This window comes from Salinispora sp. H7-4 (genome assembly GCF_013416675.1).
GTDB lineage: Bacteria > Actinomycetota > Actinomycetes > Mycobacteriales > Micromonosporaceae > Micromonospora > Micromonospora vitiensis.
On sequence record NZ_JABZED010000003.1, the window covers coordinates 592,131 to 605,023 of the forward strand.

The 12,893-nt window shown below is 70.7% G+C and carries 11 protein-coding genes and 1 pseudogene; 7 read left to right on the plus strand and 5 right to left on the minus strand.

The genetic code is table 11. The annotated features are described in order from the left end of the window. Positions 1–17 precede the first annotated feature (17 nt). Positions 18–1,700, plus strand: a complete 1,683-nt coding sequence (gene rfaE2, locus H0524_RS04745; RefSeq protein WP_180197519.1) for a D-glycero-beta-D-manno-heptose 1-phosphate adenylyltransferase — start codon at positions 18–20, stop codon at positions 1,698–1,700. After that, entirely contained in the window at positions 1,697–2,557 is an 861-nt protein-coding gene (locus tag H0524_RS04750) for a glycosyltransferase family A protein (protein ID WP_180197520.1), read from the plus strand. The genes rfaE2 and H0524_RS04750 overlap by 4 nt, the downstream gene beginning before the upstream one ends. An 87-nt stretch (positions 2,558–2,644) precedes the next feature. Here H0524_RS04750 and H0524_RS04755 read toward each other — a convergent pair whose 3' ends face one another. From H0524_RS04755 to H0524_RS04765, 3 genes are read right to left on the minus strand one after another with little or no spacing between them, the layout of a single operon-like run. Then, the gene (locus H0524_RS04755) at positions 2,645–3,790 is read right to left on the minus strand and encodes a glycosyltransferase family 9 protein (protein ID WP_180197521.1); all 1,146 of its coding nucleotides are present in this window, start codon (positions 3,788–3,790) and stop codon (positions 2,645–2,647) included. A gap of 7 nt (positions 3,791–3,797) precedes the next feature. Continuing rightward, positions 3,798–4,331 carry an Hsp20/alpha crystallin family protein gene (locus H0524_RS04760; protein WP_180197522.1) on the minus strand — a complete coding sequence of 178 codons (534 nt, stop codon included), beginning with the start codon at positions 4,329–4,331 and terminating at the stop codon, positions 3,798–3,800. Positions 4,332–4,341: 10 nt separating this feature from the next. Continuing rightward, positions 4,342–4,833 (minus strand): DUF2231 domain-containing protein, encoded by a 492-nt coding sequence (locus H0524_RS04765; protein WP_180197523.1) that lies wholly within the window; start codon positions 4,831–4,833, stop codon positions 4,342–4,344. Positions 4,834–4,932: 99 nt separating this feature from the next. Here H0524_RS04765 and H0524_RS04770 point away from each other — a divergent pair, with 99 nt between their 5' ends. Next, entirely contained in the window at positions 4,933–5,550 is a 618-nt protein-coding gene (locus H0524_RS04770; protein WP_180197524.1) for a pyridoxamine 5'-phosphate oxidase family protein, read from the plus strand. 15 nt (positions 5,551–5,565) lie between these two features. On the opposite strand, the gene H0524_RS04775 is transcribed toward H0524_RS04770, so the two are convergent. Next, positions 5,566–7,194 carry an isovaleryl-CoA dehydrogenase gene (locus H0524_RS04775; protein ID WP_180197525.1) on the minus strand — a complete coding sequence of 543 codons (1,629 nt, stop codon included), beginning with the start codon at positions 7,192–7,194 and terminating at the stop codon, positions 5,566–5,568. 350 nt (positions 7,195–7,544) lie between these two features. Here H0524_RS04775 and H0524_RS04780 point away from each other — a divergent pair, with 350 nt between their 5' ends. The 3 genes from H0524_RS04780 (at position 7,545) to H0524_RS04790 (ending at position 10,786) form a co-directional block, all read left to right on the plus strand. Then, positions 7,545–8,879 carry a right-handed parallel beta-helix repeat-containing protein gene (locus H0524_RS04780; protein WP_180197618.1) on the plus strand — a complete coding sequence of 445 codons (1,335 nt, stop codon included), beginning with the start codon at positions 7,545–7,547 and terminating at the stop codon, positions 8,877–8,879. A 151-nt stretch (positions 8,880–9,030) separates the two neighbouring features. Beyond that, on the plus strand, positions 9,031–9,525 hold the full coding sequence (locus H0524_RS04785; RefSeq protein ID WP_180197526.1) for an OsmC family protein: 495 nt from the start codon (positions 9,031–9,033) through the stop codon (positions 9,523–9,525). Positions 9,526–9,613: 88 nt separating this feature from the next. After that, a complete protein-coding gene (locus H0524_RS04790) occupies positions 9,614–10,786 on the plus strand; it encodes a serine hydrolase (RefSeq protein WP_180197527.1) in 1,173 nt (390 codons plus the stop codon). An 83-nt stretch (positions 10,787–10,869) separates the two neighbouring features. On the opposite strand, the gene H0524_RS04795 is transcribed toward H0524_RS04790, so the two are convergent. Further along, on the minus strand, positions 10,870–11,955 hold the full coding sequence (locus H0524_RS04795) for a sulfite exporter TauE/SafE family protein (protein WP_180197528.1): 1,086 nt from the start codon (positions 11,953–11,955) through the stop codon (positions 10,870–10,872). A 526-nt stretch (positions 11,956–12,481) separates the two neighbouring features. Here H0524_RS04795 and H0524_RS24440 point away from each other — a divergent pair. Then, positions 12,482–12,893 (plus strand): annotated as a pseudogene (locus H0524_RS24440) (right-handed parallel beta-helix repeat-containing protein); the annotation flags it as partial.

Below are 12,893 nucleotides of genomic sequence, written 5' to 3' on the forward strand. Positions count from 1 at the left end.
CGGGGACCCAGACGGACATGGCAGGAGCAGCAGCGGAACAGCACCGACTCGCCGCCGTGGTGGAGAGCTGGCTGGGACGCCCCGTCCTGGTCGTCGGGGACGCGATGCTCGACGAGTGGCGGTTCGCCGACTCGGATCGGCTCTGCCGGGAGGCACCGGCCCCGATCCTCACCCTGCGCCGGCGGATCTCCGCCGCGGGCGGTGCGGCGAACACCGCCGTCAACATCGCCGCGCTCGGCGGACGGGCCGCGCTGGTCGCACCGATCGGCGCGGACGTGTCCGGCGACGAGGTGCACGACTGCCTGGACCGGGCCGGGGTGTGGGACCGCACGGTCAGCCACTCGAGCCGCCCGACCCCGGTCAAGCGGCGGATGCTCGCCGGCAGCCAGATCCTGCTCCGGGAGGACTCCGGTGGCCCCGCGGAGCCCCTGGACGACGCCGGGGTGGCTCGGCTGCTCGACGCCCTGGCCTGCGCGACCACGGAGCTACACGCGGCGGGCGGCGCGGCGCCGACCCTGGTGGTCTGCGACTACGCGCTGGGGGCCCTACCCGCACCGGTACGCGGGTGGCTGGTGGCCAACCGGGAGCGGTACGCGACGGTCGCGTTGGACGCGCATGACCTCGCCAACTGGCGTGGGCTCGCCCCGACCGTGGTCACGCCGAGCTTCGCCGAGGCGAGCCGACTGCTCGCCCACACCGCGGCCCGCCCCGGGGGCGGGGGCGAGGGCCTGCACCTGGACCACCCGGACCACGCCCCCTCCGACGGCCCCTCCGAACTGACCGTGGGAGTCGCACCCGGCGACGGCCGAGTCGCCGCCGAGGAGATCGAACCCGGAGCGCGCGGGGACGCTGCGCGGCCGGACCGGGCGCTACTGGCCGAGTCCCGGCTGGCGGAGCTACGGCAACACACCGGCGCCGATGTCGTGGCGGTGACGCTGGACACCGAGGGCGCGGTCGTCGCCGGCCCGGACGGCGAGCCCAACCGCAGCCACAGCAACCCGATGCCGGCCAGTCACACGGTCGGGGCCGGAGACGCGTACCTGGCGGCGATGACCCTCGCCCTGGCCGCCGACGCGCCCCTACCGACCGCCGCGCAGCTCGCCCAGCTCGCGGCCACCATCACCGTCTCCGACACCGGTACCTGTGTCTGCCGGCGGGAGGACCTGCTCACCGCGCTCAACCAGTCCGGCGACGGCGACGCCCCGACCCTCGTCGGCGCCGACGAGTTGGCGACGATCGCCGGTGCGCACCGCCGCGCGGGCCGCTCGGTCGTCTTCACCAACGGCTGCTTCGACGTCCTGCATCCCGGGCACGTCCGCTACCTGGAGCAGGCCCGCGCCCTCGGCGACCTGCTCGTGGTGGCGGTCAACGCCGACGGCAGTGTCCGCCGGCTCAAGGGCGCCGACCGGCCGGTCAACCCGGTCGAGGACCGGGTGGCCCTGCTGGCGGCGCTGACCCACGTTGACCATGTGGTGGTCTTCGAGGAGGACTCGCCCGCCCGGCTCATCGAGGCCATCCGGCCGGACATCTACGTCAAGGGCGGGGACTACCCGCCGGAGTTGGTGCCGGAGGCACCCCTGGTCCGGCGGCTCGGCGGCCAGGTCCGCACCCTCGGCTACGTGCCGGACCGCTCCACCTCGGCGATCATCGACCGGATCCGCGCGCACGGCGGCAGCGCACCAGTGGCGGGGCAGGCGTGAGCCGACCCCTCGACCACGGCACCTCCGGCGAGTTCCGCGCCGAGCGACACCTCGACGTACTGGTTCCCACCCGAAACCGCCCCGCCGAACTGGCGGTCACCCTGTCCGGGCTCGCCGCCCAGGAAGCCGTACCCGACTTCGGGGTGGTGGTCAGCGACCAGTCCGACGACGGCCCCGCGTACGCGCACCCGGCCGTGGCCGCGATGGTCCGGGTTCTGCGCCACCGGGGACACCCGGTCCTGCTGACCCGCCGACTACCCCGGCGTGGAATGGCCGAGCACCGGGCAGCGCTGCTGGCCGCCTCGACCGCCCGCTACGTGCTCTGTCTCGACGACGACGTGTGGTTGGCGCCGGGATCCCTGCGCCGGCTGGTCACCGCGATCGCGGAGCTGGGCTGCGGGTTCGTCGGCAACGCCGTACACGGTCTGTCGTACCGGCACGACATCCGCCCGGAGACGCACCGGCACTACGAGGAGTGGGACGGGCCGCCGGTGCCGGAGCGGATCCGCCCGGGCGGCCCGGAGTGGGAGCGCGCACTGCTCCACCCGGCCGCGAACCTGCTGCACGTCACCGAGCGGCTGCGGCTGCCACCGGAGGCCTGGCGGGCGTACAAGGTGTCCTGGATCGGTGGTTGTGTGCTGTACGACCGGGAGAAGCTGGTGAACGCGGGCGGCTTCGACTTCTGGCGACGGGTGCCGGAGCGGCACCAGGGGGAGGATGTCGCCGCCCAGCTCGCGGTGTTGGAGCGGTACGGCGGCGCCGGCGTCCTGCCCAGCGGGGCGTTCCACCTGGAGTCACCGACCACCGTCACCGAACGTGAGGTGGAGGCGTGGGAGGTGCTCCTCGAACAGGCGTGACCCGCGGGCGGTAGACCATCATCGCGGCCCGGCCCGCGCCGCCTGGGCGTAGCCCCGCCCCGGCTCAACGCATACCCCGGCCCGGGCTCAGCGGGTCGAGGCCGGTTGCGCTCCGTCGGTGAGCAGGTCGCGGGCGGCTTCGAGGACCTCGATCACCGGGACCTCGGCCACGAACGAGTCGCGGTGCGGGCACTCGCCGTCGCCGGGCCGGTGTGGATAGCTGCCCGGGGTGCAGTCGACCCCGCAGACCGGGCAGTGCACCGTCCAGGACGTGATCGGGCGGTGCCGGCCCCGCAGCGGGCTCGCCGTGGTGATCAGGTTGCCGACCCAGAAGATGCCCACCGTGGGCGTACCGACCGCGGCCGCCAGGTGCAGCGGCCCGGTGTCGTTGGCGACCACCAGTGCGCAGCCGGCGTAGCAGCCGGCCAGCCCGCCGAGGCTGAGCGTGCCGACCTGCGGCCGGAGGGGCACCCCGGCCGCCGCCACCACCCGCTCCACCACCTCCTGCTCCACCGGTGTGCCGGTTACCAGCACCTCGTACCCGTCCCGGTGCAGCTGCCGGGCGACGGCCGCGAAGTGTTCGACCGGCCAACGTCGACGGGTGTCGGTGGCGCCCGGGTGCAGCGCCACCCGTGGCCGGTCCGCCGGGCCGAGCACCTCGGCCGCCTCCGCCCGGTCGGCGTCGGTGACCGCCAGGGTGGGGACAACCGTGGTCGCCACCGCCCCCACCAGCGCCGCCACCTCCAGGTAGCGGATCACCTCATGCTGGTAGTAGACGTACCGCAGCCAGCGGTCCAGCGGCGGCGCGTCCTCGGCCCGCAGCCCGGCCGTCACCCGGGCGCCGAGGCCGGCCACCACCGGGTTGGAGTTGGCCCCGCCGCCATGCACCTGCAGCGCCAGGTCGAAGCGCTCCGCGCGGGCCCGGGCGAGGAAGTCCGCCAGGCCCGACTCCGGCTCATCCGGCTCCGGCTCGTCCGGCTCCGGGCGGCGGATCCCGGGAGCCGGCGGAACCACCAGGACCCGGTCCACCGGACCCGGCCGATCGCGCCAGAGCTTCGCGTGCCACGGCGCGCCGAGCAGGACAATCTCCGCCGCGGGGTACGCGGCCCGCAACGCGGCCAGCGCCGGCAGGACGAAGATGAAGTCGCCGAGCGCGTTGGCCCGCAGCACGGCGATCCGCTCCACCTCGGGTACGCGCTGCGCGGCCGGGCCGAGCAGGTGCGGGGCGACCATCGGCGGGCTACGGCCGGTCGGACTCGACGGGCGGGTGGTGCAGTTCCCGGTTGGCGGCGGGGTCGACCGGGAACTGGCTGCCACCGTCGGCGCCGCGAACACCGCTGTGCCCGACGGTGATGGTGCGGGGCTCGGGTCGGACGGTCCGGGGCAGCCGAATCCGGAGCAGACCGTGATCCATCACCGCGTCGATGGCCTCCGGGTCCACCCGGGACGGCAGCTCCACCCGGTACACGAACGCCCGGTCCTCGGAGCCGTCGAGGATCCCGTAGTCGGCGTTGACCTCGGCCTCCGACCGGGCCCGGACGCAGAGCTCCCGCTCGTCCAGCTCGACGGCCACCTCGTCGGGTGCCACCCCGGGCAGCCGGACGATCACCTCCCAGCCGTCCTCGGTCTCGTCCAGCTGGAGGTCCGTCGAGTCGGACCGACCCCCCATCAGCCGCCCCAGCTCTGCGCGGAGCGTTTGCCACTCGCCCATCGGGTCCCACCCCTGCTGTCGGCCGCGCCTGCCCTGGCCGATCCCGCCGCCGGGTTCAGTCATCACACTTCTCCTATTCACTGGGGGCTGTCGAGGGCCGCAGGGAACTGGGCGCGTCCAGGTCGGCGTCCCGGTCGACACCGACGCCGAGCCGGTCAACCAGCTCTCCGCCGAGCCACGCGCTGACCCCGAGGATGGCCAGGGCGACGATCTCGATCGCGATGAGCGCGCCGCCGGCGGCCCGGGAGTCGGCGTTGAGCCGGACCGCCCAGACCGCGGCGAAGAGCAGGATCAACGCCACGTTCGCGGCGGCATGGGTGAGCGCCACCCGCTTGGCCCGGGTGCCGGTCGGGATGGCGAGCAGGTCGACCGTCCCGGCCGCCGCGGCCAGCAGCGCACCGACCAGGCCGACGGTGAGGTTCCAGTAGGCGACCTCACCGAGGAAGTCGGGCCCGCCCACGATGTCGACCACGTCGAAGAGCACGGCGGTGGCGAGCAGGGCGACCGGGAACATCACCAGCATCGGGTGGAGGGGATGACCCAGCACTTTGAGTCGGCTCTCCATACCCGGGCCTCCACTGTTCGGCAAACCTCACCCCGGTCGATGCCATCTAGGCTGTCGATGACGCACCGCCGCCATGGTCAACGGATGAGGGAGGGGCACGTGACGGTAGATATCACCACTCACGAGGAGTTGCGGGAGTTACTGGGCGTACCGACGGCTCAGGCCGCCACGAAGGAGCGCACGCACCTGCACGAGCGGGACCGGCAGTGGCTGGCCGCCTCCCCGTTCTGTCTGGTGGCCACGGCCGGCGCGGACGGCACCTGCGATGTCTCGCCGAAGGGGGACCCGCCCGGCTTCGCCCTGCCGATCGACGACACCACCATCGCCATCCCGGAGCGACCCGGCAACCGACGGGCCGACGGCTTTCACAACATCCTGGACAATCCACACGTCGGGCTGATCTTCCTGATTCCCGGGCGCACCGACACGTTGCGGATCAACGGCCGGGCCCGGCTGGTGCGGGAGGCACCCTTCTTCGACTCGATGACGGTCAGGGGCCACCGCCCGGCCCTGGCGCTGGTGGTAACGATCGAGGAGATCTTCTACCACTGCGCGAAGGCGTTCCTCCGGTCGCAGTTGTGGAGCCCGCAGACCTGGACGCCCGAGGTGCTGCCGTCGCGCGCCCGCCTGGCCAAGGAGGTCGAGGCGCGCACGGAGAGCCTGGCCGACCTACAGAGCTACTACGGCCCGGAGTACGCCCGCCGCCTCTACGCCTGAGCCGCCCGCGGCGGGTCAGCCCACCTGCGGGGTGGCGCGGTCAATGATCGCGGTGAGGTCGATCCCGGCGGGGAGCGTGCCGTACGCGTAGCCGTGCGCACCGCCCAGCCGGGACGCACAGAACGCCTCGGCGACCACCGGGTGGCCGTGTCGCACCAGCAGTGACCCCTGCAGGACGAGGGCGAGCCGCTCCACCAGGTGCCGCGCCCGCAACTGGGCGTCGGTCGGGTCGGCCAGGCTCGCCCGCAGCCGCCGGACCGCGGCGTCGAGCCGGGCATCCGCACCGGCGGCGACGTCCACCTCGGCCTCGAAGGCGGCCAGCACCCGCGGCTGGCGGGTCAGCGCCCGCAGCACGTCCAGGGCGGCCACGTTGCCGGAGCCCTCCCAGATCGAGTTCAGCGGCGACTCCCGGAACAGCCGAGGCATGCCGGACTCCTCCACGTACCCGTTGCCACCCAGGCACTCCAGGGCCTCGGCGGCGTGGCCCGGCCACCGCTTGCAGACCCAGTACTTGCCGACCGCGACGCCGAGGCGCCGGAACGCGGCCTCGTCGGCGTCACCCCGGGCGGAGCGGTCCGTCGCACCGGCGAGCCGCAGCATCAGGACGGTCGCGGCCTCCGACTCCACCGCCAGGTCGGCGAGGACGTTGCGCATCAACGGCTGGTCGACCAGCGGGCGCCCGAAGGCCCGTCGGTGGCGGGCGTGGTGGACCGCGGTGACCACCCCCTGGCGCATCCCGGCGGCGGCGCCGATCAGGCAGTCGAGCCGGGTCAGGTTGACCATGTCGATGATGGTGCGGACGCCGCGCCCCTCGTCGCCGACCCGCCACGCCACCGCGTGCTCGTACTCGATCTCCGCCGAGGCGTTCGACCGGTTGCCCAGCTTCTCCTTGAGCCGCATCAACCGCAGCGGGTTGCGCGTGCCGTCGGGCAACACCCGCGGCACCAGGAAACAGGTCAGCCCACCCGGCGCCTGACCGAGAGTCAGGAAGAGATCGCACATCGGTGCGGAGGTGAACCACTTGTGCCCGACCAGCCGGTAGCTGCCGTCCGCCGCTGGCCGGGCGAGGGTGGCGTTGGCGCGTACGTCCGAACCGCCCTGCTTCTCGGTCATCGACATGCCCGCCAGCAGGCCGTGCTTGCCGAGCGCCGGACGCAACCCCGGGTCGTACGCGGTGGCGGTCAGCAGCGGCTCGTACCGGGCGGCCAACTCCGGGGCGTGCCGCAGCGCCGGCACCGCCGCGTAGGTCATCGAGATCGGGCAGCCGTGGCCGGCGTCCGGCCGCCAGGTGTAGAACTTCGCGGCCCGGGCGACGTGCGATCCGGGCCGGTCGTCGGCCCACGGCGCGCCGTGCAGGCCGTAGGTCACCGCGGTCCGCATCAGCTCGTGCCAGGACGGGTGGAACTCCACTTCGTCCACCCGGTGCCCGTAGCGGTCGTAGCTGCGCAGTACGGGCGGGTGCTCGTTGGCCAACCGGCCGTGCTCGACCGCCGCCTCCGCGCCGCCGAGCCGGCCGAGTTCGCGCAGCTCGGCGCTGGCCCAGCCGGCTCCCTCCCGGGCCAGCCCGGAGTGGAGTGCCGGGTCGTCGGACATGTCGTAGTCGACCAGGGGCGGCACCTGGTTGAACACCTCGTGCGTCGACACAGTGGCTCTCCCCACCCGGGTCAACTCGACCCGCTCGGCAAGGATCGCACCGGCATTCATTCTGCGCTGACCCGAAGGAGACAGCGAAGCGGTCTCTCCAGGGGCAGCGAATACCTTTGGGGACTTATCTTCAGATTCATGTTCGTTCGGGAGTTATGTCGGTTTGGGTGACAGGTGGTTGCTACCGCCGCTTGGTAGCCGAGGAGCCCTCCCCGCGGCTGCGGTGTGGGGTCCTTGTCGCTCACGGGGGAGGGAAGGACATCGAGTTCACGATGATTGACCAGGACCACACCCAGGGGCCGGATCGGTCCGGCAGGGGTCGGGCAAGGTCGCGGTTGCGGTGGTGGGCGGTGGGGCTGGCCGGGATGACCGGTCTGGCCCTGAGCACCGTCGGCGGCGTCGCCGCCAGTCCGGCAACGGACGCGGTCGGGCGCACCCTGACCGCCGCCGATGATCACGGCTACGACCGCGGCAAGCACGACGACAAGGCCAGGGACGGCGACAAGGGCAGGCACGACGAGAAGGGCAGGGGTTCGGAGAAGAAGCCGACCGGTATCCCGGTCCCGTGTGACGCCGACGCGTTGATCGCGCAGATCACCCTGGCCAACGCCCGCGGTGGCGCCGTACTCGACCTGGCCAAGGACTGCACTTACCTGCTCACCGCCGACATCTTCGACAGCGGCCTGCCCGCCATCACCACCCCGATCACCCTCAACGGCGGCAAACACACCACCATCGAACGGGCCGCCGCAGCCGTCGGCCAGTTCCGGATCTTCACCGTTGACGTCGGCGGCGACCTCACCCTCAACAAGCTGACCGTCACCGGCGGACAGACCAGCGACGATGACGGCGGCGGGATCTTCGTCAACGCCGGTGGGGCGTTGACCACCAACCACAGCACCATCACCCGCAACATCGCCAGTGGCGGCAACTCCGGCGGTGGCATCGCCAACCTCGGCACCACTCGGATCAACCACTCCGCAGTCGTTCGAAACACCGCCGGCTTTCATGGTGGCGGCATCTACAGCGCTGGTCTGCTGGAGATCGTCAAGTCCCACATCGACAACAACACCAGTGGCGACAACGGTGGCGGCATCTTCTCGACCAGCAGCACCGTCACCGTCAAGGGCGGCAGCATCTCCGGCAATCAGGGAGCCAACGGGGCAGGGATGTTCCTGTCCACCTCCATCGGAACGGTCACCGGCACCCGAATCACCGGAAACACCAGCAGCGGCAGCAGCGGTGGTATCCGAGCCGGCGTCGGGAGCCAGCTGACGATGCGGCATGTCAGTCTCGCTGACAACACCGCATCGTGCCTGGACGGCGGCTTGTTCGTCTCCGGCCCCGGAGAGGGGGAGAGCTTCGCGACCGTCGAGGACAGCGTGATCAATAACAATGTGACCTCGACTTCCGGCGGAGGAATCTTCAACGCGGGGCAGACGGTGCTGCGACACACCAAGGTGATCGGCAACCAGGCCGACCAGGGCGGCGGCATCTACAACGAAGGCACGATCAGCCTCTTCACCACCAAGGTGGTCGAGAACATCGCCACCACCGACGGCGGAGGCATCTACAACAACAACGGCACGGTAAACCTGAACACCGGCACCGGCACCGGCACCGGCACCATCGTGATCAAAAACCGACCCAACAACTGCGTCGACGTCCCCGGCTGCGCCGGATAGCGATCAGCGGATTCCAGAGGGGCCCGTTCCCGCCGTCAACCGGTAGGAACGGGCCCTCCCCCGCTCGCCGACTCGGCGGTGAACTGTCCCGGTACCCGACGAATCCATCGTGGCCGTTCCACGCCCAGGAGTCGGCTGCGACAATTCGTCCGTGACCCGGAACCACACCTACGAGGTCTCCACCACCTGGACCGGCGACCGTGGGCACGGCACGGCGGACTACCGCTCGTACGACAGGTCGTACGACACGGTGAGCCCCGGCCGCCCCCTCCTCGCCGGCTCCGCCGACCCGGCATTTCGCGGCGACCCGCGACAGTGGAACCCCGAGTTACTCCTCGTCGCCTCGCTCAGCCAGTGCCATCTGCTGTGGTACCTACACCTGTGCGCGGTCAACGACATCGTGGTCGTCGACTACCACGACGCCGCCCACGGCACGATGAGCGAGGCCGACACCGGTGCCGCCCGCTTCACCGACGTCCTGCTCCGCCCGCAGGTGACAGTCACCCACGCCGACATGGTGGAGCGGGCGACCGCGCTGCATGCCGAGGCGAACGACCGGTGCTTCATCGCCGCCTCGGTGTCCTTCCCGGTACGGCACGAGCCGCGCACCGTGGTCCGGCTAGCACCACCAGAACCGGCCAGGTAGCAGCATCGATCTCGACACTCGTTCCGTCGAAACTGGGTTCCTCCCAACGAGCCCGCCCTCAATTCGAGGGCAATGAGGAGTTGTTCCCATGTCCGATCGGAACCGCCCACACCGCCGCCCGCCGGTGTTCTCGACCCGGCGACGCGCGCTGGCCGCCGTGACGTCGTTCGCCCTCGTCGGCGGTCTTGCCCTCAGTGGGTCCGCCCCCGCGGCGAGCGCCGATGCTGTCCGGCACCGCGACGGCGTGCAGGCCGACCTCGACCGCCTCGTCCGGGAGGAGAAGTTCCCGGCTGCCCTCGCCGCCGTCCGCACCTCCGACGGTCGTGCCCGTAACCACACCGCCGGGGTGGCCGAACTCGGCACCAAGCGGAAGCCACCGGTTGACGGGCGGGTGCGCATCGGCAGCAACACCAAGACCTTCGTCGCCACCGTGGTCCTGCAACTCGTCGGCGAGGGAAAGGTCGACCTGGACGAGCCGATCGAGACGTACCTGCCTGACCTGGTCCGCGGTGACGGCATCGATGGGCGGCAGATCACCGTACGGCAGGTGCTGCAGCACACCAGCGGCCTCCCCCGCTATGTGGACGACATCGCCCCGGACTTCTTCCTTCTCCGGCACACCTATTTCGAGCCGCGTGACCTGCTCGACCTGGCCCTCGCGAACAAGGCGAGCTTCGCACCCGGCACGAAGTGGGAGTACAGCAACACCAACTACCTCGTCGCCGGGCTGCTCATCCAGAAGGTCACCGGCCGACCGGTGGCCGAGGAGATCACCAACCGGATCATCGTCCCCCTCAAGCTGCGCGACACCTACTTCCCGAACGTCGGCGAACAGGGCATCCGTGGTCGACACCCACACGGCTACTACACCGACGACCCGGACAAGCCGCTGCAGGACGTCACGAAGATGGACCCGTCCTGGGGCTGGGCGGCCGGCGCGATGATCTCCAGCCCCAGCGACACCAACCGCTTCTTCACCGCCCTGCTCGACGGCGACCTGCTCCGGCCCGCGGAACTCGACCAGATGCGCACCACCGTTCCCGCCTTTCCGGGCCGCGACTACGGCCTCGGCCTGATGAGCTGGGACCTGCCCTGCGGCGGCCGCGCCTGGGGCCACGGCGGGGACGTCCCCGGCTTCACGACCCGCGGTGGCGTCACCGAGGACGGCCGCGCCGTCACCCTCACCGTCACCGCGCCGCCCCCCACCGAGAGCGCCGCCGGTCAGGTCGAGGCGGCCGTGGACGGAGCCCTCTGCGAGTAGGCGCCCGGGAGGTTCCGTGCCTCGCACCCGGAAGGTTCCGTGCCTCGCTCCCTGGAGCGGGGCACGGAGCGCCGGCCGGATGCCTAGCCGACATCCTGCAGGTCCTCCCGGGTACGGGCATTGGGTCCAGCCGGCCGCTCCGCGGCCCCAGCGTCCAGGTCCGTCCGGGTGTCACCCCCGAATCGGGACGGCCAGGGCCGGGCGTACGTATCCTGACGGATCAGGACCAGGCAAACGATCGTGAACACCACGAGCACGGCGACGCTGCCAACCGCCAGGGTGGGAGTGAACGGCACCAGCAGGAGGGTGCTGACCAACTCCGCGAAGATCAACACGAACAGCACCCCGCGGATCGTCAGGGGCGTCAGGCGGGTGCAGATCCAGGCCCCCAGCGGGGCGCCCACGGCCACCACCGGTGCCGCGGTGATCCAGTAGTCAACCACAAACCCGGTGAAATCGCGGACGACGAACACATGCGTCAGAAACGCCGCGATCGACACCAGCGTCATCATGACCACCGTGGTCGGTGTTGCCACCTTCTCCGAAACCCGAAAGAGCAACACGAGCAGCAAGAACATGACGCAGTTCTCACCCACCCCGGCCACGCCGCTGAGCAGTCCGCCGGCGAAGCCGGCACCCAGGACCAGATTGCGCTCCCGTGTAGTCCACATCGGCACCACGAAATTTCGCCGATAGCCGCGCTGACGCAGTTGCACGAGTAGCGCTACCGCGAGCGCAACGAGCAGCATCGTAAACAACACCCGCACCAGCTTCAGCGGCACGTGTGGAGCGATCATGGTCACGCTGAGTACCACGCCGAGCATTCCCGCGGTCGAGCCGTACAGCACCACCCGTCGCTCTATTGGCACCCGGCACAGCAGGATTGACAGTGAAGCCGCAGTCATGCCGATCGACTGGATGGCGAAGGTGAAGATTCGTGCCTGATCCGGCGGCACGGTCAGCACTTTTGTCATCACCGGAAAGGCGATCGCACCACCACCCTCGCTGGTACCACCGCCAACCAGTGATCCGAACACCATGGTTAGCGCCACCGGCCAGTGCTCGTCAAGTCGGGTAAAGTAGCCCCACCCCCACACTTTCGCCCAGATCAGCCACACGATCGCCGCGAGAACGGCGTTGACCAACAAAACTCGAGGTACTCGTACCATTTCCGCCGTCCCGCCTTCCACAGTATTCCCTGAATCATCGGCCGCGGTCTAGTCGTTCACAGCCCACGGTGTTCGGCAAGGGCCAAAAAGAGCAAAACAAAAGAATTGAGCGGTGGGACGGCACGGCACACAACTCGAGTTACGCACGGCGCCGTTCTACGGCTGGGCAGGGTTGGGCTGACCGCCAGGACCGGAAGGCCGCCCACCACCCCTTGCTGGCTCGGGATTCTGCCCCTGGCGCAGCAGACAGCACGACACTGACCCTCCACCCCGGGGCCATCACCAACGAACGTGTGACCGTTTCAGTCATGTTTTTCGGGTTCATGTAGCTATGGGGTCCATGTCGGTTTAGGTTGCGGGTGGCTGCTACCGCCGTCCGGTAGCCGAGGAACCACCCCGTGGCTGCGGGTGGCGGGTTCCTTGTCGTTCGCGGGGGAAGGACATCGATTTCACGATGAGGTACCAGGACCACACCCAGGGGTCAGCTCGACCCGGCAGGGGTTGGGCGAGGTCACGGTGGTGGGCGGTGGGGTTGGCCGGGGTGACCGGTCTGGCCCTGGGCACCGTTGGTGTCGCCGCCGGCCCGGCCGTGGGCGCGCTCGGGCGTCCGCTGACCGCCGCCGATGACCGCGGCGGTGACCGCGGTACGCAGGAAGCGGGCAAGCACGACGACAAGGCCAAGTACGACGACAAGGCCAAGCATGGCGAGCCGGGAAAGCAGCACGACAAGGGCAAGCGGGACGACAAGCGCAAGGGTTCGGAGCACAAGCCGAAGGGGATTCCGGTCCCGTGTGACGCCGACGCGTTGATCGCCGCAATCACCCTGGCCAACGCCCGCGGTGGCGCCATACTCGACCTCGCCAAGGACTGCACCTACCTACTCACCTTCGACATCGACGGCGCGGGGCTACCGATGATCGTCACCCCGATCACCCTCA

Coding starts and splice junctions, on each gene's coding strand:
- H0524_RS04765 (WP_180197523.1), bottom strand. CDS start 4,833: ATGGAGAGCCGACTCAAAGTGCTGGGTCATCCCCTCCACCCGATGCTG.
- H0524_RS04790 (WP_180197527.1), top strand. CDS start 9,614: ATGTCCGATCGGAACCGCCCACACCGCCGCCCGCCGGTGTTCTCGACC.
- H0524_RS04755 (WP_180197521.1), bottom strand. CDS start 3,790: ATGGTCGCCCCGCACCTGCTCGGCCCGGCCGCGCAGCGCGTACCCGAG.
- H0524_RS04760 (WP_180197522.1), bottom strand. CDS start 4,331: ATGACTGAACCCGGCGGCGGGATCGGCCAGGGCAGGCGCGGCCGACAG.
- H0524_RS04795 (WP_180197528.1), bottom strand. CDS start 11,955: ATGGTACGAGTACCTCGAGTTTTGTTGGTCAACGCCGTTCTCGCGGCG.
- rfaE2 (WP_180197519.1), top strand. CDS start 18: ATGGCAGGAGCAGCAGCGGAACAGCACCGACTCGCCGCCGTGGTGGAG.